This window comes from Hyphomicrobiaceae bacterium (genome assembly GCA_041397645.1).
Lineage (GTDB): Bacteria > Pseudomonadota > Alphaproteobacteria > Rhizobiales > Hyphomicrobiaceae > Hyphomicrobium_B.
On the sequence record JAWKWE010000004.1, the window covers coordinates 2,712,791 to 2,736,645 of the forward strand.

23 protein-coding genes are annotated in these 23,855 nt (G+C 59.9%); 17 read left to right on the forward strand and 6 right to left on the reverse strand.

The features are described 5' to 3' along the window. The first annotated feature begins 12 nt into the window (after positions 1 to 12). Entirely contained in the window at positions 13 to 510 is a 498-nt protein-coding gene (locus R3D51_12645) for a TIR domain-containing protein (GenBank protein MEZ5900326.1), read from the forward strand. A gap of 165 nt (positions 511 to 675) precedes the next feature. Here the strand turns inward: R3D51_12645 and R3D51_12650 are convergent, their stop codons facing one another. Both R3D51_12650 and uvrA read right to left on the reverse strand, forming a co-directional pair. Next, positions 676 to 1,152: a cupin domain-containing protein gene (locus tag R3D51_12650; GenBank protein MEZ5900327.1), complete on the reverse strand. Its 477-nt coding sequence runs from the start codon at positions 1,150 to 1,152 to the stop codon at positions 676 to 678. A 2-nt stretch (positions 1,153 to 1,154) separates the two neighbouring features. Then, positions 1,155 to 4,157, reverse strand: a complete 3,003-nt coding sequence (gene uvrA, locus R3D51_12655; GenBank protein ID MEZ5900328.1) for an excinuclease ABC subunit UvrA — start codon at positions 4,155 to 4,157, stop codon at positions 1,155 to 1,157. A 261-nt stretch (positions 4,158 to 4,418) separates the two neighbouring features. Between uvrA and R3D51_12660 the strand changes: the two genes are divergently transcribed. The 7 genes from R3D51_12660 to R3D51_12690 all read left to right on the forward strand — a co-directional run bounded on the left by R3D51_12660 (position 4,419) and on the right by R3D51_12690 (position 10,695). After that, on the forward strand, positions 4,419 to 6,107 hold the full coding sequence (locus R3D51_12660) for a calcium-binding protein (GenBank protein ID MEZ5900329.1): 1,689 nt from the start codon (positions 4,419 to 4,421) through the stop codon (positions 6,105 to 6,107). 156 nt (positions 6,108 to 6,263) lie between these two features. After that, a complete protein-coding gene (locus tag R3D51_12665) occupies positions 6,264 to 6,986 on the forward strand; it encodes a LamB/YcsF family protein (protein ID MEZ5900330.1) in 723 nt (240 codons plus the stop codon). 59 nt (positions 6,987 to 7,045) lie between these two features. Further along, complete coding sequence (locus tag R3D51_12670; protein ID MEZ5900331.1) at positions 7,046 to 7,288, forward strand: acetyl-CoA carboxylase; 243 nt, start codon at positions 7,046 to 7,048, stop codon at positions 7,286 to 7,288. 6 nt (positions 7,289 to 7,294) lie between these two features. Beyond that, a complete protein-coding gene (locus R3D51_12675; GenBank protein MEZ5900332.1) occupies positions 7,295 to 8,170 on the forward strand; it encodes an allophanate hydrolase subunit 1 in 876 nt (291 codons plus the stop codon). Further along, positions 8,160 to 9,155 carry a biotin-dependent carboxyltransferase family protein gene (locus R3D51_12680; GenBank protein MEZ5900333.1) on the forward strand — a complete coding sequence of 332 codons (996 nt, stop codon included), beginning with the start codon at positions 8,160 to 8,162 and terminating at the stop codon, positions 9,153 to 9,155. Before R3D51_12675 ends, R3D51_12680 begins: the two co-directional genes overlap by 11 nt. Positions 9,156 to 9,439: 284 nt before the next feature. Continuing rightward, a complete protein-coding gene (locus R3D51_12685; GenBank protein MEZ5900334.1) occupies positions 9,440 to 9,916 on the forward strand; it encodes a matrixin family metalloprotease in 477 nt (158 codons plus the stop codon). Between the two features lie 89 nt (positions 9,917 to 10,005). Further along, positions 10,006 to 10,695, forward strand: coding sequence for a hypothetical protein (locus R3D51_12690; protein MEZ5900335.1), 690 nt, complete (start codon positions 10,006 to 10,008; stop codon positions 10,693 to 10,695). 730 nt (positions 10,696 to 11,425) lie between these two features. Here the strand turns inward: R3D51_12690 and R3D51_12695 are convergent. After that, a complete protein-coding gene (locus tag R3D51_12695; GenBank protein ID MEZ5900336.1) occupies positions 11,426 to 11,989 on the reverse strand; it encodes a single-stranded DNA-binding protein in 564 nt (187 codons plus the stop codon). Positions 11,990 to 12,599: 610 nt separating this feature from the next. Here R3D51_12695 and R3D51_12700 point away from each other — a divergent pair. Next, entirely contained in the window at positions 12,600 to 12,968 is a 369-nt protein-coding gene (locus R3D51_12700; GenBank protein ID MEZ5900337.1) for a YkgJ family cysteine cluster protein, read from the forward strand. Between the two features lie 445 nt (positions 12,969 to 13,413). On the opposite strand, the gene R3D51_12705 is transcribed toward R3D51_12700, so the two are convergent. Together R3D51_12705 and R3D51_12710 are read right to left on the reverse strand one after the other, a co-directional pair. Beyond that, the gene (locus tag R3D51_12705) at positions 13,414 to 13,833 is read right to left on the reverse strand and encodes a c-type cytochrome (GenBank protein ID MEZ5900338.1); all 420 of its coding nucleotides are present in this window, start codon (positions 13,831 to 13,833) and stop codon (positions 13,414 to 13,416) included. A 139-nt stretch (positions 13,834 to 13,972) separates the two neighbouring features. After that, complete coding sequence (locus tag R3D51_12710) at positions 13,973 to 14,635, reverse strand: PRC-barrel domain-containing protein (protein ID MEZ5900339.1); 663 nt, start codon at positions 14,633 to 14,635, stop codon at positions 13,973 to 13,975. A gap of 360 nt (positions 14,636 to 14,995) precedes the next feature. Between R3D51_12710 and gyrA the strand changes: the two genes are divergently transcribed. Continuing rightward, positions 14,996 to 17,740, forward strand: a complete 2,745-nt coding sequence (gene gyrA / locus R3D51_12715; protein MEZ5900340.1) for a DNA gyrase subunit A — start codon at positions 14,996 to 14,998, stop codon at positions 17,738 to 17,740. 126 nt (positions 17,741 to 17,866) lie between these two features. Here gyrA and R3D51_12720 read toward each other — a convergent pair whose 3' ends face one another. Beyond that, positions 17,867 to 18,595 carry a Crp/Fnr family transcriptional regulator gene (locus tag R3D51_12720; GenBank protein ID MEZ5900341.1) on the reverse strand — a complete coding sequence of 243 codons (729 nt, stop codon included), beginning with the start codon at positions 18,593 to 18,595 and terminating at the stop codon, positions 17,867 to 17,869. Between the two features lie 356 nt (positions 18,596 to 18,951). Between R3D51_12720 and R3D51_12725 the strand changes: the two genes are divergently transcribed. The 7 genes from R3D51_12725 (at position 18,952) to queA (ending at position 23,854) form a co-directional block, all read left to right on the forward strand. Further along, on the forward strand, positions 18,952 to 19,650 hold the full coding sequence (locus R3D51_12725; protein ID MEZ5900342.1) for an OmpW family outer membrane protein: 699 nt from the start codon (positions 18,952 to 18,954) through the stop codon (positions 19,648 to 19,650). A 198-nt stretch (positions 19,651 to 19,848) separates the two neighbouring features. Further along, complete coding sequence (gene coaD, locus R3D51_12730) at positions 19,849 to 20,382, forward strand: pantetheine-phosphate adenylyltransferase (protein MEZ5900343.1); 534 nt, start codon at positions 19,849 to 19,851, stop codon at positions 20,380 to 20,382. A 63-nt stretch (positions 20,383 to 20,445) separates the two neighbouring features. Continuing rightward, on the forward strand, positions 20,446 to 20,919 hold the full coding sequence (locus tag R3D51_12735) for an MGMT family protein (GenBank protein MEZ5900344.1): 474 nt from the start codon (positions 20,446 to 20,448) through the stop codon (positions 20,917 to 20,919). A gap of 201 nt (positions 20,920 to 21,120) precedes the next feature. Further along, positions 21,121 to 21,666 (forward strand): peptidylprolyl isomerase, encoded by a 546-nt coding sequence (locus R3D51_12740; GenBank protein ID MEZ5900345.1) that lies wholly within the window; start codon positions 21,121 to 21,123, stop codon positions 21,664 to 21,666. 98 nt (positions 21,667 to 21,764) lie between these two features. Then, entirely contained in the window at positions 21,765 to 22,241 is a 477-nt protein-coding gene (locus R3D51_12745) for a peptidylprolyl isomerase (protein ID MEZ5900346.1), read from the forward strand. Positions 22,242 to 22,249: 8 nt separating this feature from the next. After that, positions 22,250 to 22,654: a DUF423 domain-containing protein gene (locus R3D51_12750; GenBank protein MEZ5900347.1), complete on the forward strand. Its 405-nt coding sequence runs from the start codon at positions 22,250 to 22,252 to the stop codon at positions 22,652 to 22,654. Positions 22,655 to 22,759: 105 nt separating this feature from the next. Then, positions 22,760 to 23,854 carry a tRNA preQ1(34) S-adenosylmethionine ribosyltransferase-isomerase QueA gene (queA, locus tag R3D51_12755; GenBank protein ID MEZ5900348.1) on the forward strand — a complete coding sequence of 365 codons (1,095 nt, stop codon included), beginning with the start codon at positions 22,760 to 22,762 and terminating at the stop codon, positions 23,852 to 23,854. Position 23,855: the final 1 nt, after the last annotated feature.

Consider the following 23,855-nt stretch of genomic DNA (forward strand, 5'->3'; position numbering starts at 1 on the left):
GAGATTGAATTGATGGATACTGCATATGTGATCTTTGACGGTGAAAATGATAAATGGGCATACGCCTACATAAACGGCTGGAAAGCCAATAAAAATATTGATTTTGATTATCAGAATGCGCATGATCTTGATACTATGACGGGTCGCGCACAAGATGAGCAGTACGTTAAGTCGAAGTTGCGTGAGCGCATGAAAAATTCTACCGCCGTTATCGTTTTGGTCGGCGAGAAAACGAAGAATCTCTACAAATATGTGCGGTGGGAATTAGAGCTTGCACTTGACCTCGGACTCCCAATTATCGCAGCCAATCTAAACAAAACGAATGGACAGGATAAGGATTTATGTCCTGCAATCATTCGTGACAAGGCTTGTGTGGTGCATATTCCCTATAAGCTGGATGCTCTTAAGCACGCAATGAGCAACTTTCCAAGATTCTATCGCCGATTGAGCCTGGCAGAGAAGCAGGCAAAAAGCGCTTATTCTTACAGGATGTACGATCAGACGAGTTGATAGGAAGACGACGGGTCACGGGCATTTGCTCCGCGACACCCGCTTGCCACCACGTTTAGCCGCGCCTGCGCCGGGGGGTTGCTCCGCCGCCTGCTTTCCCACCACTTTCGCGCTTTTGTTTGCGGCTTCCGACACGCCTCCGGCGCGCCGGCCGGAAGCCGCGCTTCAATACCCGCTTCCATCCTTCCGCGTGAACTGCCACTTGCCGTCTGGGTCGAGTGAGGCTTTGAGGTCGTCGTTGGGGTAGCTGCCCTCGTCGCCGGGCGTGCGGTCGCCGATCTCTAGATAGACGACGTCACGCGCCGTCCGGTTGACGAGATGATGGGCGATGCCTGCTGCTGGGAAGCCCGCGCACATCCCGGGTCCCATTTCGATCTCGCCGGTGTCGGTGACGAGCGTCGGCGTGCCTTCGAGAATATAGACGAACTCGTCCTGCTTGCTGTGGCGATGCAGCAGTGCGGACTCGCCGCCCGGCACAAGTCGCGTCAGGTTCACGCCGAAGTTCTTCAGTCCGAAGATGTCGCCGAGCGGGCGCTTCTCGCGCTTGCCCATGCGGCTGAAGAAGGGCTCGGGATAGTTCGACGGTTTGGTGCGAAGGGGCGCGTCCTCGGCTTTGATCGCAAGTGGCGGTGTGTCGGGCATTGCTACTCCGCAGCCTGCTTTTTGTTCCTCTTCGCTGCGGCGGGCGACTCTGCGTCTTTGTTGCGCTTCGGATGCCCACTCGCATCCGCGCTGTCGAGCCGGCCGGAAGGCGCTGAGACGGGGCGGCGTGCGAGAAGATCGCGCAGGTATTTGCCGGTGTAGCTTTCCTTGACCTTGGCGACATCCTCGGGCGTGCCCTCGGCGACGATCTTACCGCCGCCATCGCCGCCTTCCGGCCCCAGATCGATGATCCAGTCGGCGGTCTTGATGACTTCCAGGTTGTGCTCGATGACGACGACGGTGTTGCCCGCGTCTGCGAGCTCGTGCAGCACTTCAAGCAGCTTCGCAACATCGTGGAAATGCAGGCCGGTGGTCGGCTCGTCCAAGATGTAGAGCGTGCGCCCGGTGGCGCGGCGTGACAACTCCTTCGACAGCTTGATGCGTTGCGCCTCGCCGCCCGACAGCGTTGTCGCCTGCTGGCCGATGTGGATGTAGCCGAGCCCCACGCGCGCCAGCGTCTCCAGCTTGTCGCGGATGGAGGGCACCGCCTTGAAGAACTCCGCGCCTTCCTCAACCGTCATGTCGAGCACGTCGGCGATGGATTTTTCCTTGAAGGTGACGGCCAGCGTCTCGCGATTGTAGCGCTTGCCTTTGCATTCCTCGCAGGTGACGTAGACGTCGGGCAGGAAGTGCATCTCGATCTTGATGACGCCATCGCCCTGGCAGGCTTCGCAGCGCCCGCCTTTGACATTGAAGGAGAAGCGGCCCGGCTCATAGCCGCGGGTCTTGGCTTCGGGCAGGCCTGCAAACCATTCGCGGATCGGCGTGAAGGCGCCGGTGTAGGTCGCCGGGTTCGAGCGCGGCGTGCGGCCGATCGGGCTTTGGTCGATGTCGATCACCTTGTCGAAGTTCTCGATGCCGGTGATGCGATCGTGTTCGCCGGGGTGCTCCTTGGCGTTGGTGAGCTTGCGCGCCACCGCGTTGAAGATGGTGTCGATCAGCAGCGAGGACTTGCCGCCGCCGGATACGCCCGTGATGCAGGTGAACAGCCCGACCGGAATGGAAGCGGTGACGTTCTGCAGGTTGTTGGAGCGTGCGCCGGTTACGGTCAATTGCCGTTCCGGATCCGGCGGGCGGCGATTGCGCGGAACCGCGACCTGGCGGCGGCCCGCGAGATAATCGCCCGTGAGGCTCTTGGGATCGGCGATGATGTCGGCGGGCGTGCCTTGGCTCACCACCTCGCCGCCGTGAATGCCGGCGCCCGGTCCGATGTCGACGACGTGGTCGGCCGCGAGGATCGCGTCTTCATCGTGCTCGACGACGATCACCGTGTTGCCGATGTCGCGCAGATGCTTGAGCGTTTCGAGCAAGCGGTCGTTGTCGCGCTGGTGCAGGCCGATGGAGGGCTCGTCGAGCACGTACAGCACGCCGGTCAGGCCGGAGCCGATTTGCGAGGCAAGACGGATGCGCTGGGATTCACCGCCCGACAGCGTGCCCGAGGAGCGCGACAGCGTCAGATATTCCAGGCCGACGTCATTCAAGAACTTCAGCCGGTCGCGGATCTCCTTGAGAATGCGCGTGGCAATCTCGGTCTGCTGTTTGGTGAAGGTCTTGGGGATGTCCTGGAACCAGAGGTTCGCCGCCTTGATGGACAGATCGCACACCTCGCCGATGTGCTTGTTGCCGATCTTGACCGCCAGCGCCTGAGGCTTGAGGCGATAGCCGCCGCACGCATCGCACGGATGGGCAGCCTGGAAGCGCGACAGCTCTTCGCGCACCCAGTCGCTGTCGGTCTCGCGCCAGCGGCGCTCGATATTGCCGATGACGCCTTCAAACGGCTTTACGGTCTTGTAGTTGCGCGTGCCGTCCCAGTAGGTGAACTCGACGTCTTCCTCGCCCGATCCGAACAGGATGGCGAGCTGCACGTGCTTGGGCAGACGCTCCCACGGCGTCTTCATCGATACCTTGTAGAACTTGGCGAGGCTTTCCAGCGTCTGTTCGTAATAGGGCGAGGTGACGCCGGTCTTCGCCCATGGGTAGATAGCGCCCTCCGCCAGCGACAGCTCGGGCTGGGGCACGACAAGATCGGGCTCGAAGCGCAGTTCGGTGCCAAGGCCATCGCAGGTAGGGCAGGCGCCTGCGGGCGCGTTGAACGAGAACAGCCGCGGCTCGATCTCATCGATGGTGAAGCCGGACACCGGGCAGGCAAAGCGGGCTGAGAATACGATCCGCTCGTGGGTGTCGTTCTTCGATTTGTTGGCGCCCTGGGTGTCCGCCTTCGACAGCGGCTTATCGACGAACTCGGCAATCGCGAGACCGTCGGACAGCTTCAGGGCCTGTTCGAAGGAATCCGCCAGCCGAGTGCCAAGATCCTTCTTGACCACGATACGGTCGACCACCACGTCGATGTCGTGCTTGAACTTCTTGTCGAGCTTGGGCGCGTCGCCGATTTCATAGACCGTGCCGTTGACCTTGACGCGCTGGTAGCCCTTTTTCTGCCACTCGGCGATTTCCTTTTTGTATTCGCCTTTGCGGCCGCGCACGACGGGCGCGAGGATGAGCAGGCGTGTTCCTTCCGGCAAAGCCAGGACGCGATCGACCATCTGGCTGACGGTCTGGCTTTCGATGGGAAGGCCGGTCGCGGGCGAGTAGGGCACGCCGACGCGCGCAAACAGCAGGCGCAGGTAGTCGTAGATCTCCGTCACCGTGCCGACGGTGGAGCGCGGGTTTTTGCTCGTCGTCTTCTGCTCGATGGAGATAGCGGGCGATAGCCCGTCGATGTGATCGACGTCGGGCTTTTGCATCATTTCGAGGAACTGGCGCGCGTAGGCACTCAAGCTTTCGACATAGCGGCGCTGGCCCTCGGCATAAATCGTATCGAAGGCGAGCGAGGATTTTCCCGAGCCCGAAAGCCCCGTGAACACGACGAGGGCGTCGCGCGGGATTTCGAGGTTGACATTCTTCAGGTTGTGCTCGCGCGCGCCCCGGACGTGGATGGTCTTCATCAGGTCCGAAGCTGGGTGCGTGGAGGTCTTGCGGGGTGCCGGTTTTTTCATAACGAAAGGATTTAGCGGAGGGGCGAACGGCGGGCAACGCGCCGTGCCTGTCAGACAGGTGGAGGAGGGGGGCGGCACGCTGCCACGGCCCGAGAAAACGGAGGAAAAATCCGTGCTGGATAAAATTTTAGGCACCGCGTTTACGGGTCCTTATTGGCCCCCGCTCAATCTCGACAAGGCGCAGCAACCCAGCACACCCCGGAAACTCCAATGGCGATTACCCCCGTGACCAGCGCACAGGTTCTGCAAACCTATGCGGACGGCACCGCCCTGTCGGCTTTAGGGTTTGATAACGCGCGTATTGCTCGGCTTGAGAATGGGCGGATGGCCATCTCCTGGGGTACGGTTGAGAACGGATCGACCGAGGTCCTCAATATTGCGACCCTCGATCCCGGCGGCAGCTCGATTTCGGGAATTTCGCAAGCTGCCAGCGTGTCAAGCGACAGCTATCTGGAGCAGCCGAAATTTGCCGCCATGACCAATGGCGGGTTCCTGGCCGTTTGGAACCGCGACCGGGATAACGTGACCTCCCCGACCAGCGGGGACAACTTTGCCCGGGCTTTCTCGAACAACGGAGCCGCCTCGGCGGCGAGCTACAATTTGTCGACGGCTGCTGCGGGCGGCGAACAGACACCATCGGTCGTGCGTCTTGGTAACGGCAACTTCCTGACCTTGTGGTCCGACACGTTATCGACGTCCGGCTTGAGTACCTCCACCGATATTGTGGGCCGCATTGTCAGTGCCACCGGAGCGCCCAAGGGAGGCGAATTCATCGTCAATTCGGAGCGGACAGGATTGCAGTTCGGCACCGATGCGGCGGCACTGGGAGACGGCCGCGCGGTAGCCATCTGGGCCACCGGGACCGCATCACTTTCAGGTATCAAGATGACCGGCCTGAAAGGGCGCTTCCTGAATTCTTCCGGCGCGGCGTCTGGCGTTGAATTTGCCATCGACACCATCGCCGCCGGCCGCACCTATGAAACAAAGACGCTCGACGTACTCGCCCTTGGCAACGGCGGCTTCGTCGCGCTCTGGGAAGAAGACAGTGGTTCCAGCGAAGAAATCCATTTCCAGCGCTTCACTGCCACCGGGGCAAAAGCGGGCGCGGAAACGATCGTCGAAACAGTGACGGGGACACGCCATATCCTGCACTTCTTCACGACGGAGCTTGCCCATGGTGGGTTTGCTGTGGGTTGGCGCCAGACGGGCGGCGGTTTGCCGGAGAAGAATCTCATTCGCCAGTTTGGCATGACGGGTGCTGAGATCGGCAGCGAAGCATCGCTCGATACGCTCGGCGGTGCGCAGGGGCTCAATCGGCCCTACGACATGGAATTGATGTCGAATGGACGGGTGATGACCTTCGGCTTCCACGGCAACAATGCGGTCGCCACGCAGATCTTTGATTTCGGCTCCAAGACAATTTCGGGCGGTGGCGCGAACGACAAGCTGTTCGGCCACAACGGCGTAAACGATGTTATGGTCGGAAACGGTGGCGCCGACACTCTTTTCGGACTTTCGGGCAACGATATCTTGAACGGTGGTGGCGGCAATGACGTCCTGAACGGCGGCGCCGGTTGGGACACATTTGTTTTCAGCGCCGCACTCAATGCGTCGACAAATCGCGACACGATCCAGAGCTATTCGACGGCGCAAGACTCGATCAAATTGGAAAACGCCGTTTTCACCGCTCTTGGTTCGACAACCGGGCCGCTCTCCGCCAATATGTTTTATGCTTCGGCCTCCGGCCGGGCGCATGACGCCGATGATCGCATCCTCTACAACACCAGTACCGGTGTTTTGAGCTATGACCGGGATGGCTCCGGTGCCGCCGCTGCGGTTGCGTTTGCCGTGCTGAGCAACAAGCCGGCGATGGCGGCATCAGAATTTCTCATCATTTAGCGTTTTTGCCCGCTCCTGGCAGATGCTGCGTTGCAACCGTGTAAGACTGTTGGTGGCTGGCGCGCAACCGTGGGTTCCCGTAGCATCACCTGAAATATCAGGTGTGAAGGGCTTGCCGCACTCTTTCCACGGATAAGACAGCGGCTGAGAGGACGTATGGCAGTCAGCATCAACTGCGACATGGGCGAGGGCTTCTCGCTTTACAAGATGGGCGACGATGCGGCATTGATGCCCTTAATTTCGCTCGCCAATGTCGCCTGCGGCTTCCATGCCTCCGACTTCAATCACATGCGCGCCACGGTGCGGCTGGCCAAGCAACATGGCGTAAAGGTTGGCGCTCACCCTTCGTTGCCGGATTTGCAGGGCTTCGGGCGTCGCGAGATGAAGATCTCGCGCGAGGAACTTGCCAACTGCATCCTGTATCAGGTCGGTGCGCTGAAAGGATTTGCCGACGCGGAAGGCGTGCCGCTCAATCACCTCAAGCCGCATGGCGCACTTTACGGTATGGCCGCGCGGTCCGAGGACATGGCCCATGCCGTGCTCGACGTTGCGGAGGTTTTCAAATTGCCCGTGCTGGGTATGAGCGCAACTTGCCAGGAGCGCGTCTGCCAGCAGCGCGGGGTGCCGTTCATCGCCGAGTTTTTCGCCGATCTCGACTACAGCGATGAAGGCGGCCTCATCATCACCCGCGAGCATGAAGCGAAAGATCCGGCGGCGGCCGCTGCCAAATGCCTGCGCGCGATCACCCAGGGCGTCGTGCGATCGACCGGCGGCAAGGACGTTCCCGTGCGCGCCGAGACGATCTGCGTGCATTCCGACACGCCAGACGCGGCGGCCATCGCAAAGGCCGTGAACGAGGCGGTGCAGGCTTACTTATAACGACCGACGTAAAACAAAAAGAGGCACGCAACAAAGCGTGCAGCAAGGGAGGGTTTGAGATGGCAGAATTTGAGGTTCTTTCGCATCTGCCGGGGATATTCTATCACCGGCCCTCTCCCGACGAGCCCATGTTCAAGAACCCCGGCGACGCGGTCAATCGAGGCGATGTGCTCGGTCTAATAGAAATCATGAAATCCTTTAACGAGGTGAAGGCCGAGCGTGCGGGCACCTTCACCCGCTATCTGGTCGGGCATGGAGAAGAGATTGCCCCCGGCCAGCCGCTTGCCCTGATCGACGGGTGAGGTCTCATGCAATCGAGATATACGTTCGGCGGCGACGAGCATCTGTTCGTTGAAGTGTCCGAGGAGATGTCACTGGAGGCGTTCTTCAAGAGCCTGTCGGTGACAAACGCCGTGCGCGACAGCAAGATTGCGGGCGTCACCGAGATCTGTCCGGCCAACGCTTCATTCCAGATCAAATTCGATCCTGACCGCATCGCGCCGGACGATTTGGCCGCCGAGGTGAAGAGGCTTGAAGCTGCCGCTGCCCGTGCCGAGCCCGTCATAAAGACACGCATCATCGAGATCCCAGTGTTCTACAACGATCCCTGGACCCATGAGACCTTGATGCGGTTTCGCGAGCGCCATCAGGATCCCAACAGCACGGACATCGAGTATGCGGCGCGGGTCAATAATCTCGCCAGCGCCGATGACTTCATAAGAGCGCATTCGAGCGCGCCGTGGTTCGTCTCCATGGTCGGCTTCGTTGCGGGGCTTCCGTTCCTGTACCAAATGGTGGATCGATCGCGACAGCTTCAGGTTCCCAAATATCTGCGCCCGCGCACCGATACGCCGAAACTCACCGTCGGGCACGGCGGCTGTTTTGGTGCCATCTATTCGGTGCGCGGGGCTGGCGGCTATCAGATGTTCGGCATCACACCGATGCCAATCTACGATCCCAATCAGAAAATCAGCTATCTGCGCGATTTCATGTGCCTGTTTCGGCCCGGAGACATCGTGAAATGGAAGCCGATCGACCGCGAGGCCTACGATGCCGCGGTTGGCGATGTGGAGAGCGGGCGCTTCGTGCCGCTGATGCGAGATGTGACGTTCTCGCTCGATGCCTTCAATAGCGACATCGATGGCTACAACCGCAAGCTCGACGAGGTGCTCCATGGCGCTTGAGATCGTTCAACCAGGTCTTGCTACGACCGTTCAGGATCTTGGCCGCCCGGGCTACTATCATATCGGAATTCCCCTCTCAGGAGGGATGGACCGCTTTGCGCTGCGTTGCGCCAACATGCTGGTGGGCAACGATGAGGGAGCCGCGGTTTTGGAAGCCGTCTTCATGGGCCCCCAGATTCGATTTGGTGAGGACAGGCTCGTTGCCGTGACCGGCGCGGAATTGCCGCCCAAGGTTGATGGCACGCCGCGCGCGACCTGGACCAGCTTCCTGGTACGCAAGGGCGAGACCTTGAGCTTCGACTTTCTCAAGAAGGGCGCACGAGCCTACATCGCCGTAGAGGGCGGCATCGACGTGCCGGTCGTTCTCGGCAGTCGCTCGACATATGCGCTTGGCGCGCTCGGCGGATTCAAAGGCCGCAAGCTTGAAGCCGGAGATGCTCTGGCGGTGGGGCCCGTGCAGGCGGCCCGCACAGCAGAACGCAGCATTCCGGAGACGCTGCGTCGTATGCCCGGCGCCCCCCCAGAATTGCGTGTCTTGCGCGGGCTTTACGCTCACCGGGTCAAGGAAGGCTCGATTGAGCAATTCTTCGCCGACACCTGGAAGGTAGCGCCCGAGGCCGATCGCATCGGATATCGTTTTCGCGGAGGGGCGGCATTGCAATTTGAGCCGCGCGATCCGCCATTTGGGGCCGGTTCCGATCCCTCCAATATCGTCGATGCTTGCTATCCCTACGGTTCGATCCAGGTGCCCGGCGGCACTGAACCGATTGTACTGCATCGCGATGCAGTTTCGGGAGGTGGGTATTTCATGCTGGGGACAGTGATCTCGGCCGACATGGACTTGATCGGTCAGCTTCAACCCAACACCCGCGCACGCTTTGTCGAGGTCGATATGCAAAGCGCGCTCAGCGCCCGCAGGGACCGCCAGGATCGCCTGGCAAAAGTGCGTGCAGCCTTGGGTATCACGGCGCCATTGCCAGCATGAACCCGTTCCGTTGGAAGCAAACGGTAACTCCCAGCATGCCTAAGCCTCGTGCGCCGGCGGTTTCCTTAAGCGTTCCTTCACCACGTTCCAACAGGAATGCCTAGCAAATAGAGTGCGCGCGTGGCGCTTCTAAAAGCTTGAAGAAAATTCGATCCTTTTCGCAAAGCATCCGTTTAATGCCTAACGCTAGGTTAGCTTTACGCACGTGAGGGAAACTGGTGAGGGCAGCGTCTGGGAGCGCACCTCACCAGCCTCGTGCCAACGACCTGCACTGAGGTGGCGTGATGCCAACGATTTCTTTCACGCTCGATCAGGCTGCCAACCAAATTGCGACAACCGGCTGGACCAATGCCTGGTCGAACCCGGTTTCTTATGGCTTCCGCTCCAGCAGCTCTTCGGTCGGCTTCACCCGCTTTACAAGCGCGCAGATCACCGCTTCCGAAGATGCGCTCAAGCTCTGGTCCGATGTTGCGAAGATCAAGTTCGCGCGCGTTGGAACCAGCTATACCAACTCAGCAACGATCCTTTTTTCAGGCGAAACATCGCAAGGCGGATACGGCTGGGGCTACTTTCCCGGTAGCCGTGCAACGTACAGCCTCGACGGCGACGTGTTCATCAATCCTTCCAACGGCTGGTTCAAATCGTTGGGCAAGGGATCGTACGATTTCATGAGCATTATTCATGAGATTGGTCACGCCATCGGGCTCGATCATCCTGGCGATTACAACGGCGGCAATCCCATCGGTCGGGCCCTGGCCTGAACGCTCCATGAACAATGCACTCAACCCGCGTTCAATCGCGCCCGTGTATTGCCAGCGCCATATCACAGCTATAGTCAACGGATAAAGACATGCTCAGTGTCGTCATGCGTTCCAGCGCTACGTTTCAAGAGGCCAACATGTTCGATCAATCTCAAGGGTCTAAGATGACCGCTCTCGCTTCGCATGGCAGCGTGGCGGTCAACCGTGCGATGCAGTTCGCCAAGATAGGGGTGCTCGCTGTCTCGGTTGCGGCGGCCGTGCCTACTGCTCGCAACCTCTATTACTCCTGGTCTACGGGTGTGCCGTTCAATCAAGTTGAGCACCGCCTTACGCAGGCGTCCCTCTGGGAGAAGAATTTCGATTGCCGCATCGACTACAGAGCGCTCACTACGAGCTCCAACAGCAAGGTTGAAGTTGGCTCATGCGGCAAGACTGGTGACATTTCGATCCGCGTGTCGAGCCAGGGGCAGACCAACTACGAGTGGATCGCCTTCGAGCAGTTGCCCAAACCAGCCACTCAGTCAGTCGGTCTGCTCGATCTCTTCATCAGTTCTGCGTATGCGGGAGAATTGCCTGTAAGGAATACACAAGCCCCGCAGAGCCAACCGATCCGTGTCGCGCAGGGGATGGAAGTTGTTTGCCAGTCGAAGACCAAGGACACGATCGTCCGGATCGTAAAGGATGGCGGCAAGTGCTTCAGGGAAACCGTGTCGCTGTTCAAAGGCTCGGTTGAGAAGCGTGAAGCGGTCCCTTGCAACACGCAATGCGGCGCGGGCTGATCACGGATTTGCGCAGAAAGTTTGCAAAGAGGAGCGCTGCGCGGAGATGTTTTCCGCGCGGCGCTTTTTTGTTTTTCGCTTAGGGCCGCGCGGTCATCGCATCAGACAATCGAATGCATTAAGCAGCCGCTCATAAACTTCTCTAAATAAGCATATCTCTATCTTGACCTCGTTGCGCAGCGGGTGTTGACTTCATGTTGTGAAGCCGTCGCTGCCGAGGAAGCGTGAGCCGAAGCCTAGCCGAGAGGGCTACAGGCGCTCCGCATCTGCAGTACCGCGTAAGGTTGTGAGGTCGTGCGTCACGAGAGGCGAAACACTAATGGAGGGAGGATGACTCCACCGGGTAGTTGCTTCAGACCTCGTCTAGCTGCGGGGTCGCGGCTTGATTAGCGAACTCGAGATTTCGGCCACGCTGGTTAGTGCCGTGAAGTTTACAATTTGGACAAGCCACGCGAGGGCGGCTGTTTGTAAGGACGGCCAGGGCCTCGATCACACAGCCCGGTTCTAGTCTGGGCAAAACATCGAAGGCAGCGGCAGAGCGATCTGCGGTAAGGCTGTGAGCAGTGAAGCTGCGATCAATGCATTGAGCCGTTGCGCTTCAAAAAATGAATAAGACCCCGCCGACGTCCGAGGACATCGCGGGGTCTTTGTCTTTTCTTTTGAGCGCACTGGCTTTGCTTTGACCGCTCTAGTATTTTGTGCAGCGGACCAAGCGCCCTCGCGCGAGTTCTCAGAACGGAATTTCGTCGTCGAGCGCTTTGTCGAAGCCACCTTTGCTTGCTCCACCGCCAGAGGGCGCGCGCGAAGAACCGCCGCCCCTCTTGGAGCCTGATGAGGCAGGCTCGCTGTATCCGCCGCCGCCGCCGAAGTTGGAGCCCCCCGCATCATATCCGTAGTCGGGAGCGCTCTCCTGCATGCCAGCCGACGCGCCGCGTCCACCGCCAGCGCCATCCAGCATGGTCAGCGAGCCATTGAAGCCTTGCAGCACAACCTCAGTCGAGTACTTCTCGACGCCGGATTGATCCGTCCACTTGCGGGTCTGCAGTGCGCCCTCGATGTACAGCTTGGAGCCCTTGCGCACATACTGCTCGACGACCTTGCACAGCGGCTCGCTGAAGATCACGACGCGATGCCACTCGGTCTTCTCCTTGCGCTCGCCCGTATTCTTGTCGCGCCACGTCTCACTGGTTGCCAGAGAGAGGTTCGCGATCGGGCGGCCATCCTGGGTGCGGCGAATCTCAGGATCCTTGCCGACGTTGCCTACCAGGATCACTTTGTTGACCGAACCTGCCATCATAACTCTCCTTCGATTACGTCTCGTTCGATCTTGGGCGCGGTGGCCGTGCCTGTTGGCTGCGTGGGGTCAAGCAAACTCAGTTCTTGGCCCAGTTCTCGGATTGAGAAGCAGAACGCATTTCAAAACAAAGGCGCACGGTCCGGCGCTTTCCATCGAATCCTGATCGCACACTAGCTGCGAACGGCCTTGTGCGCGGGGGTAGCCGCAGAGTTGTCCACGCAAATCACCCGACAAATTCGCCCGGACGTAGAGCACAGCCATACTCCGAACGTTAATGTTCAGCGTTTGTTCCTACAATATCCGGCCCACAAGCGCAAGGGCGAAGTGAAGGAAGGGGGCAGCAATCCCTTCTCCGCCGACGCTCAACGCGCGCCCCAGGATCCTCTGAAGTTCCGGTTGCCGAACGGAGCTGTTCTGCTGACGTCGCGCGGCAAGCGACGGTGCCAACGATCAAGCGCGATACTCAGGCACGATCGCAAGGCCGTTGGGATGCACGCGAGAGGTCAAACGCATCAACTCAACTTGACGTGCCGGGCGAAAGCGCTATGGGCTTTGCTTGAACGGTTAACCATCACCAACCACAACAACCGGAGCAACGAGCGCGCCGATGCCGCAATACAATTGTCTCAAATGCCCCGGCTACTGTTGTTCCTATCCCGTGATCGCACTGAACAAGCGGGACGTTGAGCGCCTCGGCCGCCATTTTGGGTTGAGCTTTGACGAGGCCCGCGAGCGCTATACGCGCGAGGCTCACGGGCATAAGTTCATCATGCGCCGCAAGCCCGACACGCACTTCGGGCGCATCTGTCAGTTCTTCGATACAACGGAACGTCGGTGCACGATCTATGAGGCGCGACCGTTTGCGTGTCGCGACTACCCGGGCGATGGCCGGTGCGGATATTATGATTTCCTCATGCACGAGCGTCGCTGTCAGAAAGACGAGAATTTCGTCGCGATCACCAATCACAAGGACTGACCTTCCGTCCTCGGCAAGATCGCAGCGTGCACACACATACAAAAAGTTCCGACGAGAATTTGAAGCGCTGTGTTGGTGAGGCAACGGGCGCTCGCGCGAATATCAATAAAACTCCGAGAGATTGGACATGCGCGCTTGCACGCCCACAACAAAACGAACGATGAGCTCGTTCGAGTGTTGCGCCGCGATGAGTAGCTGGGGAATATGCAACTTACCAGGGGCCGCAGCGGGGAATTCCCTTCGCGGAGGGTTTAAGCCGAATAGATCGAATAAGGCTTCTCGGCTCCTGGTTTTGCGGGTGCGCGAGCGGGCGGGTTGCCTGCACTGAAGGTGTCGGCGCGGGGCGACACCTTCAGGAAGTGCCCACTCCCATCAAAGCGCTCCTTACGGCGCGGTTCATTGAGTGGCGCGTCCGAGGTTTTTGCCAAATAGCCGTTTCGAACAGCTAAGCTCCCTTCAAGAAATTGATAATTGCGTTGCGGGTTGCTTCGTCAGCCACGCCCGAAAACGGTTTCATAGTGTTTCCGGGAACGGCCTTGTCGGGATTGGCGATAAACGCATCGAGTTTCTCCTCGTCCCAACTGAAGCTGCCGTCTCGCAAGGCGCCCGAATAGCTGAAACCTTCAGCGGCGCCGGCTTTTCGACCCACAATTCCGTGCAAGTTGGGACCCAGCCGGTTGTCATCTTTCTTGACCGAATGACAAGTTCGGCAAGCGTTGTTGAATGCGGTCTCGCCGTCGACTTCGTCAGCAGCGCGCGTTTCTGAGACGCAAGGCGCCAACAGCATGGCGGCGCTCAATACAGCCAAGCGCGCGACAGAGGCGCGCGTGCGCGCTCCGAGTGGGCGAAATGTTCGCGGCAGCATGTCGGATCTCCTACGTACCTCATCGTACTTCACAGACAAACGTAAAAAGGCCCGGACTGTTCCCGTCCGGGCCTTTCATGCCGATTTCTGATTTTGCGATGCTATGCGGCGATAGCTCAAACGCCGTCAGCTACGCTCGTTATTCTTTGGGCGCTTCTGTTGTCGACGGTGGAGTGGCTTCTGGCGCAGGCGTTGTTGCGTCACCTGAGGGCTTTGCGGCCTCCTTCGCCTTCTCGATCGCCTCGTCGGTGGCGCTCTTGGCCTTATCGAGCGCTTCCTTTGCCGCTTCCTTCGCCTTCTCTAGGGCGGGTCCGGCCTTTTCCTTTGCGCTCTCGTAGGCGTCCTTTGCAGAGACGCCTGTTTTGTCGCGGAGCTCCTGCCCCTTCTCAAGCGCGCGTTCAAACAGCGACTTCTTTGGACTGTTGCGTTTGAAAGCCGGTGCGGCCTGGAGCACGTCATGCGTAGCCGTCGGCATGATCGCGCTGATCTTGCCGTCGGTTACCTCGAAATGGATCGCGTCAATCAAGACGCCCACCTTCTTCTCGCCAATGCCGACGAAGCCGCCGGTTCCCATCACGATACCGACGACCTGATGATCGCCGGACAGAATGATGTCTTCGATATCGCCGACGATCTTGCCGTCAGGACCCTTAACCTTGACGCCGATGAGCCGATCCTTCGCCAGGTATTGAACCGGCGCTTCTTCGGCGATGAATGTGTTCGGGGGCAGCTCCGTCTCCGCCATCGCGGGAACCGTCCCTGCCATCAGAACAAAGGCGAGGGAGGCGAGTGTGGTCTTCATGGTTGTTGTCCTCTCATGTACCGCGCTTGTTTCAGAGCGGCGACGAGCCCGCTAGAATCGCTGCCCGCTTAAGCGGCGCGCTGGCTCGTGCGCCATGTAGGCAGAGAGTATGTCGAGAGCAAGTCGGTTTGCGTGAATAACTCTGTGCCCGGGCAGGATAAGATAACTTCTTGGAACGGCTAGAAAATAACGCGGGGAAAGGAGCCCGTGACATGGCGACGCGCAAGTTGCTCTCAGCCCCCCTGATCGGGTAAGTTGACCGCACCGTTGATTGATTTGGAGATTGTGTAGGGCGAACCCGGCCCTTGGCCACCGGATCAAGACCTATCCTTCAAACGCGATTTTAAAGAGCGCAAGAGCTTGGCAGACAACAGCGACGACGATCAAACGGGCGGCAAAGAGCCGAACGACATCCGCCCTATTACGATCTCCGAAGAGATGAAGCGCTCGTATCTCGATTACGCCATGAGTGTAATCATATCGCGCGCACTTCCCGACGTGCGCGACGGCTTGAAGCCGGTGCATCGGCGCATCCTTTACGCGATGGAGCGGCTAAACCTCGCGTGGAACCGCAAGCACATGAAGTCGTCGAAGATCGTCGGCGACACCATGGGCGACTTTCATCCGCACGGGAACATGGCGATCTATGACGCGCTGGTGCGTCTGGCGCAGGATTTTTCCATGCGCGTGCCACTGGTCGACGGCCAGGGCAACTTCGGCTCCATCGACGGCGACCCACCGGCGGCCGAGCGCTATACCGAGTCGCGGCTCGCCAAGGTTTCGCAGTATCTGCTCGATGATCTTGAGAACGATACGGTTGATTTTCGCGACAACTACGACGGTCGCTTGCAGGAACCGTCGGTATTGCCGGCGAAGTTTCCAAATCTGCTCGTCAACGGTGCAGGCGGCATCGCTGTCGGCATGGCAACGAACATTCCGCCGCACAATCTGGGCGAAGTGATCGACGCCTGTCTTGCCGAACTCGACAACCCTGAGATCACCATCGACGAACTCTGCCAGATCGTGCAGGGCCCGGATTTTCCCACCGGCGGCATCATTCTGGGACGCGGCGGCATTCTCTCCGCCTATCACAAGAGCCGCGGCTCCATCATCATGCGCGCGCGCGTAGCGGTGGAGAATATCCGCAAGGATCGCGAAGCCCTCATCATCACCGAAATTCCCTATCAGGTGAACAAGAAGACGATGATCGAGAAGATCGCCGATCTTGTTCGCGACAAGAAGATTGAGGGCATTTCCGATCTGTGGGACGAGAGCAACCGGGAAGGTATCCGGGTCGTCATCGAGTTGAAGCGCGATGCGGTCGCCGATGTGGTGCTCAATAACCTCTACAAGTATTCCGACCTGCAGACGACGTTTGGCGCCAACATGCTCGCCATAAATGGCGGCCGGCCCGAAAGTCTCAATCTGCGCGACATGATCCACGCCTTCACGTCCTTCCGTCAGGAGGTCGTGACACGACGTATCAAGCACCTGCTCGCCAAGTCGCGCGAGCGTGCCCACGTCTTGGTCGGCTTGGCGATCGCGGTCGCCAACATCGACGAAGTCATCAAGCTGATCCGTCACGCAGCCTCTCCTGCGGCCGCCAAGGACGAGTTGATGACCCGCAACTGGCCGGCCAAGGATATGGCGCCGCTGATCGAGCTGATTGCCGATCCGCGCCACAAGTTGGCGGAGGACGGCACCTACAAGCTGTCGGAAGAACAGGCCAAGGCCATTCTCGATCTGCGTCTGTCGCGCTTGACAGCGCTGGGCCGCGACGAGATCGCGGACGAGTTGAACAAGATCGCGGTCGAGATCAAAGACTACCTCGCAATTTTGTCGTCGCGTGCGCGCGTCGTCGAGATCGTCAAGAACGAGATGATCGCGATCCGAGAGGAGTTTGCGACGCCACGCAAGACCGAGATCCTCGACATCGAGGGCGAGGTTGACGACGAAGACCTTATCCAGCGCGAAGATTGCGTCGTCACCGTTTCGCACAAGGGTTACATCAAGCGTGTGCCGCTTGCGGCCTATCGTGCGCAGCGCCGCGGCGGCAAGGGCCGCTCTGGCATGGCGACGCGCGACGAGGATTTCGTCACGCAGTTGTTCGTGACCTCAACCCATACGCCGGTGCTGTTCTTCTCATCGCGCGGGATGTGCTACCGCATGAAGGTGTGGCGCCTTCCGCCAGCTTCGCCGCAGTCGCCCGGCAAGGCGCTGGTCAATCTTCTCCCGCTCAGCGAGGGCGAGACGATCACCTCAATCCTGCCATTGCCGGAGGATTCTGCGACCTGGGGTGAGCTGGAACTGATGTTTGCGACCCGTTCGGGCAACATCCGCCGCAACGCGCTGACGGATTTCGAGAACATCAACCGCAACGGCAAGATCGCAATGAAGCTCGATGAGGGCGACACCATTGTGAAGGTCGCAATCTCGCGGCCCGGAGACGATGTGCTGCTCACCACAGCCGACGGGCAGGCCATTCGGTTCCTGATCGAGGACGAAGTACGCTTGTTCAAGGGGCGCGACTCCACCGGCGTGCGCGGCATTCGACTGGGCGACGGCGATGAGGTTATCGCAATGGCGATCCTCAACCATGTCGATGCAACGCCAGCCGAGCGTGCCGCGTACCTCAAACAAGCTTCGCTGCTGCGGCGTGCGGAGGGCGCGGAGGAAGCCGACATCGAGATCGAAATCGATGAGGAAGGCGCTGACGGTGAGGTCACGATCTCGGCTGAGAAGTTCGAAACCATGCAGGGGCAGGAACAGTTCGTGCTCACCGTCTCCGAAAAGGGCTTCGGCAAACGGTCGTCGTCTTATGAGTTCCGTACCTCCGGCCGCGGTGGCAAGGGCATCGTGGCGATGGTCGTGAACGATCGCAATGGCCGTCTTGTCGGCTCGTTCCCGATCGAGGAGAACGACCAGATCATGCTAGTCACAGACGGTGGGCAGCTGATCCGTTGTCCGGTTCATGATGTGCGCATCGCAGGCCGCAACACGCAGGGCGTGCGCGTCTTCAAAACCGATGGAACGGAAAAGGTCGTTTCGGTGGAGCGCATCACCGAAGAAGAGAACGGCGGCGAAGAGACCGAAGGCGACGAATAACCTGCAAGTCGAATGCACTTACAAATGGCAGACACAAAAAGGCCCCGGGGAAACCCGGGGCCGACTGTTTCTTAGAGCAAAGTAGCATCCACTGGGGATCTTCCGCTTCGCTTGGCGTCTTAATCGTCAAGGTGCGTGAAGGGCTATTACCGCATTGGCCATGGGACACAGGGCCATCAGGCCGTCCCAATCGCAAACGGTCATCTGTGCGCGTCCCGTGCGCTCGATAATGTTGGAATGCGTCAGGCGCGACATGATCCGCGAGAGCGTATCGGCGTTAAGCGCGAGGTACTCGGCGACCTCGGTTCGCGACAACGGCATGTCGAAACTGATGCCCCGGCTGTCGCGTACGCCCAAGCGGCTGGCGGCCTCGATCAGAAGAGCGACGACACGCTGCTCGCTCGCTAGGCCAGCGAGGATAGCGACGTGCAACTGCAGGCGGGCACGCTGCGAATTTAGCTTGTGGAACACAAGGTCGGAAAGGCGGCTGTCGCGATGCATCTCCTGCAGGAAAGTCGGTGCCGAGATTCGCCACAGCTCTGCAGGTGTCGTGGCCGTCAATCCTAGATCGGGAATGGGAGCCTGAAGCCCTGGAACCACGACATCGCCTGGATAAAGCAGCTCCAGGATGGAACGTGAGTTGGTCACCGGGGCGCCCTCGACCGCCGCCAGGCCCGAGCGCACGATGTAGACGTGCTCGGCTCCGAACAATGCCAACCGCTGGCGGCGGCGAAGCCGTTGCACCTGGGCCAAGCTGCGAAGCTTGGAAAGGCCCGAAACATCGAGATCATAACCCGACATTGCTTCGGAGATCGGCGCCCGATCAGCATAGTTCAGTTTGGTGGTGATATGCATCTATCTGCGTCCGATTTCATTCGCGCCGGGTGTCTACTTTGCCCAGCACGTTGGCACACCAGCGCCTTCGCGCCTTTGATCGGAATCACACGGGCAGGGGATGCGACAACGAGTACTCAGACGACATGGCGTCAGAACATGCCGCGATGGGGTGCGGCGTGCAGTGCCCAGGTGTGATGATTTTCATCAGCCTCGATGTTGCTTCGCGGCAACGGGCACTTCGAACTCAGCCGAACAACTGATCGAGATCAGTCAACTGGCGTAGACGGATCTGGCGTTGGGAGCACGTTTCGAGAAATGGTTAGTCATCACAGAGTCGCCCTTGGGGGGGCGGCGATTCAAGACAGGGGACTGATATGTTGAAATTGGGGAAAGTGATGCTGGCCGCAGCCGCTCTGGCGCTTACGGCAGTATCCGCGCCTGCTTCGGCCGGCGATTACAATGGGGACTTCCTGGTGCGCCTGCAAGGCACCGTGGTTGCGCCTGATTCGAGCGCAGACGTTTATGCTGGCGGCGCACTGATCCCTGGCGCCGATGCCGACGTCAGCACAGAGGTTCTCCCGACCCTGACGCTCACCTATTTCTTCAATAAGAACATCGCAGCAGAACTGTTCTGCTGCTTTGCCAAGTTTGACGCTGAGGGCAAGGGTCTGCTCTCGGGAACCGATCTCGGCAGCTTCTGGGTCTTCCCGCCGATCGTGACCCTGCAATACCACTTCGACTCGATGGGCGGCTTTAAGCCCTACGTCGGCGCTGGCGTCGAATACATGGCGTTCTTTGACGAAGGCCACAGCGACCTCGGCGGCGCTAAGCTCCACCTCGACAACGCCTGGGGGTTTGCACTGCAGGCCGGTTTCGACCTCGAAGTCGGTCAGGGCTGGTACCTCAACGCCGACGTGAAGCATGTATGGCTCGACACGGACGCGAGCTGGGAAGGCACCAACATTACGTCGAAGGTTGATGTCGACCCCTGGATTGTCTCGGTTGGTCTTGGCTACCGCTTCAACCTCTCGGACATCTTTGGTTCGCGTGAGGCCCCCGCCTCCTTGAAATAATCCATCTTTCCAAGACGGATTGCGCACAAGGCCCGGTCTTCGACCGGGCCTTGTTTGTTTTGAGCCGATACCCAAGCGGGCGTTCAGGCTAAAGTCTGGCAGGGCTGGGCAATGCGGGTGCGGGCGGGTTATCATTGGAAAGTGAGAGCCCGGGCACTGTTCCCGGGCCAATTTCTACTTTGAGCTGCAAGGCTGCCGATGCCCGCCAAATCTCCTTCCGCGAAAATACGCACCGGCTTTTACTCCGGGTCCTTCGATCCGGTGACGCTCGGCCATACGGACGTCATCCGGCGCGCGGCAGCCATACTCGACAGGCTCGTCATCGGGATTGGAATCAATCCGGGAAAGTCGCCCATGTTCAGCGAGGACGAACGGGTCGAAATGCTCAAGAAGGAAGTCGCCGCAATCGCGCGCGAGAGCGGCACCCAGATCGATATTGTTACGTTCTCCGGATTAGCCGTCGATGCTGCGCGCACGCATGGGGCAAGCGTTATTGTTCGGGGCCTGCGGGACGGCACCGACTTTGACTATGAAATGCAGATGGCGGGGATGAACGGCGAGATGGCGCCGGAGATCCAGACGATCTATGTGTCGGCCTCTCCAGCCGTCCGCCATATCGCGGCCAATCTGGTTCGCGCGATTGCAGCCATGGGCGGAAATGCAACGCCGTTTGTGTCGCCTGGGGTCGCGGCAGCCCTGAGCACGAAGTTTGCAGGAAAGAAGCCGGTCTAGACTTAGGCTTCGGATCGGCTTTTCATGAGGCGTTCGGTACGTTCGATACGCCGGGATGGCGGCATGACGTCGAATATGCGCAGCAAACAGTTTGGCGGAGGCGGACAGCGAGGAGCCCTGGGCGGTCGCCTATTGGCTTTGCTGCGCGCGCTCCCGGCGGGACGGGTGACGACGCCCGAGGTTATTGCGGCGACCCTCGACACCGCTCCGGCATTAGTGGTTGGGGCGATTGCGCGGCTGAGCGAGGACGAGAGAGACATGGCGCCGTGGCATCGGGTTGTGGCGTCCGGGGGAGCTATCGGGCGTGGGCCGTGGCGAGAGGCGCAATTTGCGCGGCTGGTGCGGGAGGGCATTTCCGTCTCGCCGGCAGGAGTCGTCCAGGATATGGGCCGTGTCCTGCTCGCGGATCTGTCAGACTTGCCTGCAAAGACTGGCAAATCTGGGCATCATTCTGCCGTTCAGTCAGAGCCCGAGCAACCTCGTCCGGCGGCCCCGGTACATCGTTCGCGCGGCATGAAGGACCGTCCTGGAGGCTGAAAGCGGCGTTCTGCCTAAGCGCCAAAGAACCCGTTTGAGGGCTTGCCGCTGGGCCGTCAAATCGCCATAAGGACGGCGACACTGCCCGCCGGCCGCAATTTGAAGCCCTTTCCGGGCCGGCCGGCACGCTCGGCACTGTGCGCCCGTGGCGGATGGCAACGACGGCGCCAATGCTTCTTTCAGAACAACAGAGAGGACCCCATGCGTTTTCTTAAGAGTCTTGCCGCCGCCTTGGTGGCGGTGTCGCTTGGTTTCATTGCCGCGAGCCATCCGGCTGCGGCGGCGGGCGATACGCTTGTCATCGAGCTCAAGACTGGCAAGGTCGTGATCAAGTTGCGGCCGGATCTGGCGCCCAAGCATGTCGAGCGCGTGAAGGCGCTGGCGGCAAAGGGGTTCTATAACGGTGTCAAATGGCACCGGGTGATGGACGGCTTCATGGCGCAGACCGGCGATCCCACCGGCACCGGCATGGGCGGATCGGATCTGCCCGACCTTCCGGCCGAGTTTTCCAACGAGCCCTACAAGCGTGGCACCGTGGGCGCTGCACGCACGCAGGATCCCAACTCGGCCAACAGCCAGTTCTTTATCTGCTTCAACGACAGCGGATGTGCGGGCCTGCGCGGACAGTACACCGTGTGGGGGCAGGTCGTGTCGGGAATGGAATTCATCGACAAGCTGAAGCGCGGCACCGATGGCAGCGGCATGGTCGACAACCCGGACATCATGGTGAAGGTCACCGTACAGTAATGGATGCACGTCCCCTGCTGCACGTTGCGGCGGGGGACACATCCGATGCGCAATCGCAATCGCAAACGAGACGAATAGCTTTGGAGGAATATCGCGGTATGGCTGCTTACAAGGATCCCGAAAACACCCTGATCATCGAGACGAGCAAGGGAAAGGTTGTGGTCGAATTGCGCCCCGACCTTGCGCCCCAGCACGTTGAGCGCATCAAGCAGCTTGCACGCGAGAAGTTTTACGACGGCATCGTGTTCCACCGCGTGATCGAGGGCTTCATGGCGCAAACCGGCTGTCCGCAGGGTCGTGGCACGGGGTCGTCCAGCTACGCCAACCTACCGGCCGAGTTCAACAAGGAACCGCACGTTCGCGGGGTGTGCTCGATGGCGCGCGCATCCAATCCGAATTCGGCCAATAGCCAGTTTTTCATCTGCTTCGACGACGCGACGTTCCTCGACGGCCAATACACGGTTTGGGGCAAAGTCATCGAAGGCATGGAGAACGTCGACAAGCTCGCCCGTGGCGAGCCTCCGCGTTCGCCTGACAAGATGATTTCCGTCCGGGTCGCCGCGGATGAGGCGTGATCTGCGCGATGGCTGACCTTCCGGTGTCAAGGATCGTCGCGACCAAGGGTTGTCTGGCGCTCATCGTGGGCGCCGGCCTGATTGGCGCGGCGGGCGTTGCGCTTGCCGCCGTCGCTGCCCACAAAATCGACAGCCCGGCGCTGGTCACGGCATCGTCGATGCTGATGATCCACGCCGCGGCGGTGGTCGCGATCGCAACCGTGGCGGCAGCCTTGCCTGGATACGGCTTCGTCACGGCCGGGACCGTGATGCTCGCGGCCGTAAGCTTGTTTTCCGGCGACGTCGCGCTCCACGTGACAACGGGATCGCATATATTTCCCTTTGCAGCGCCAATCGGCGGGAGCCTGACGATTTTGAGCTGGCTTGCGGTGGCAGGTTGCGCGATCGCCGCTTTGATCCGGCACCCGCGTTGAATTATAAGGCCCGCGAAACGATTAACTTTAGATCGCGCGCGGGATCGTCCACATTGAAGGAGGTCCGCGCATATCATTCTTGCAGACGCGGCCGCAGGGATTGTGATGCGCACCGAGCTTTTCGATTTCGAATTGGATGATGACAAGATAGCGCTTCGTCCGGTATCTCCGCGCGACAGTGCGCGGTTGCTGGTCGTGAGGCCGGGGGAGCGTGACGCGTTGCAGGATCTTGCCGTCCGAGATCTGCCGGATCTTGTCGCGCCGGGCGATGCGCTCGTCTTCAACAAGACGCGCGTCATACCGGCGGCTTTGCGTGGCGTGCGTATTCGCGATGGCGTCAGCGCCAAGATCTCGCTCAATCTCATCCATCGACTCGACGATCACGTCTGGCGGGTTCTTGCGCGCCCTGCCAAGCGTTTGGAGCCGGGTGACCGGGTGCAGCTTGGCCACTCCAACACGATGTGTCACATGGGCTCGCTCGATGCCACGGTCGTCGACAAGCCCGAAGGCGGCGAGGTCGACCTTGCCTTCGATTTGACGGGCCCCGATCTTGAGGCGGCGTTTCTTGCGGTCGGCGACATGCCGTTGCCACCCTACATCTCCAATCGCCGTTCGCCCGACGATGCCGACCGCATCACCTATCAGACAGTTTACGCAACAGAACCTGGCGCGGTCGCTGCTCCGACAGCAGGACTGCATTTCACCGACGCGCTTTTGTCCTCCCTTAAAGCCAAGGGAGTTGAGGAGCAGTTTGTGACGCTGCATGTCGGCGCGGGAACGTTCCTGCCGGTGAAGTCAGAGGAGACCGAAGGGCACAAGATGCACGCGGAATGGGGAGAAATCTCGCCCGAGACAGCGACCGCACTCAATCAGGTGCGCGCGCGCGGCGGCCGGATCATCGCGGTTGGCACCACGTCATTACGCTTGCTGGAAAGTGCCGCCAACGAAGCAGGCGAAATACAACCCTTCAGTGGAGAGACGTCGATCTTCATCACGCCCGGCTATCGATTCAAGGCGGTCGATGCGCTGATGACCAACTTCCACCTGCCACGTTCGACGCTTTTCATGCTGGTCGCCGCGTTCAGCGGACTGGAAACCATGCGCGCTGCCTACGCTCATGCGATTGCGCAAGGATACCGTTTCTATTCTTACGGCGACGCCAGTCTGCTCTTTCCCGCGCACGCGCCCGCGAAGGCTTAAG

Excerpts from the sequence above, each read along its gene's own strand:
- R3D51_12645 (MEZ5900326.1), top strand. The coding sequence starts at position 13 with ATGGATACTGCATATGTGATCTTTGACGGTGAAAATGATAAATGGGCA.
- R3D51_12650 (MEZ5900327.1), bottom strand. The coding sequence starts at position 1,152 with ATGCCCGACACACCGCCACTTGCGATCAAAGCCGAGGACGCGCCCCTT.
- uvrA (MEZ5900328.1), bottom strand. The coding sequence starts at position 4,157 with ATGAAGACCATCCACGTCCGGGGCGCGCGCGAGCACAACCTGAAGAAT.
- R3D51_12660 (MEZ5900329.1), top strand. The coding sequence starts at position 4,419 with ATGGCGATTACCCCCGTGACCAGCGCACAGGTTCTGCAAACCTATGCG.
- R3D51_12665 (MEZ5900330.1), top strand. The coding sequence starts at position 6,264 with ATGGCAGTCAGCATCAACTGCGACATGGGCGAGGGCTTCTCGCTTTAC.
- R3D51_12670 (MEZ5900331.1), top strand. The coding sequence starts at position 7,046 with ATGGCAGAATTTGAGGTTCTTTCGCATCTGCCGGGGATATTCTATCAC.
- R3D51_12675 (MEZ5900332.1), top strand. The coding sequence starts at position 7,295 with ATGCAATCGAGATATACGTTCGGCGGCGACGAGCATCTGTTCGTTGAA.
- R3D51_12680 (MEZ5900333.1), top strand. The coding sequence starts at position 8,160 with ATGGCGCTTGAGATCGTTCAACCAGGTCTTGCTACGACCGTTCAGGAT.
- R3D51_12685 (MEZ5900334.1), top strand. The coding sequence starts at position 9,440 with ATGCCAACGATTTCTTTCACGCTCGATCAGGCTGCCAACCAAATTGCG.
- R3D51_12690 (MEZ5900335.1), top strand. The coding sequence starts at position 10,006 with ATGCTCAGTGTCGTCATGCGTTCCAGCGCTACGTTTCAAGAGGCCAAC.
- R3D51_12695 (MEZ5900336.1), bottom strand. The coding sequence starts at position 11,989 with ATGGCAGGTTCGGTCAACAAAGTGATCCTGGTAGGCAACGTCGGCAAG.
- R3D51_12700 (MEZ5900337.1), top strand. The coding sequence starts at position 12,600 with ATGCCGCAATACAATTGTCTCAAATGCCCCGGCTACTGTTGTTCCTAT.
- R3D51_12705 (MEZ5900338.1), bottom strand. The coding sequence starts at position 13,833 with ATGCTGCCGCGAACATTTCGCCCACTCGGAGCGCGCACGCGCGCCTCT.
- R3D51_12710 (MEZ5900339.1), bottom strand. The coding sequence starts at position 14,635 with ATGAAGACCACACTCGCCTCCCTCGCCTTTGTTCTGATGGCAGGGACG.
- R3D51_12720 (MEZ5900341.1), bottom strand. The coding sequence starts at position 18,595 with ATGCATATCACCACCAAACTGAACTATGCTGATCGGGCGCCGATCTCC.
- R3D51_12725 (MEZ5900342.1), top strand. The coding sequence starts at position 18,952 with ATGTTGAAATTGGGGAAAGTGATGCTGGCCGCAGCCGCTCTGGCGCTT.
- coaD (MEZ5900343.1), top strand. The coding sequence starts at position 19,849 with ATGCCCGCCAAATCTCCTTCCGCGAAAATACGCACCGGCTTTTACTCC.
- R3D51_12735 (MEZ5900344.1), top strand. The coding sequence starts at position 20,446 with ATGACGTCGAATATGCGCAGCAAACAGTTTGGCGGAGGCGGACAGCGA.
- R3D51_12740 (MEZ5900345.1), top strand. The coding sequence starts at position 21,121 with ATGCGTTTTCTTAAGAGTCTTGCCGCCGCCTTGGTGGCGGTGTCGCTT.
- R3D51_12745 (MEZ5900346.1), top strand. The coding sequence starts at position 21,765 with ATGGCTGCTTACAAGGATCCCGAAAACACCCTGATCATCGAGACGAGC.
- R3D51_12750 (MEZ5900347.1), top strand. The coding sequence starts at position 22,250 with ATGGCTGACCTTCCGGTGTCAAGGATCGTCGCGACCAAGGGTTGTCTG.
- queA (MEZ5900348.1), top strand. The coding sequence starts at position 22,760 with ATGCGCACCGAGCTTTTCGATTTCGAATTGGATGATGACAAGATAGCG.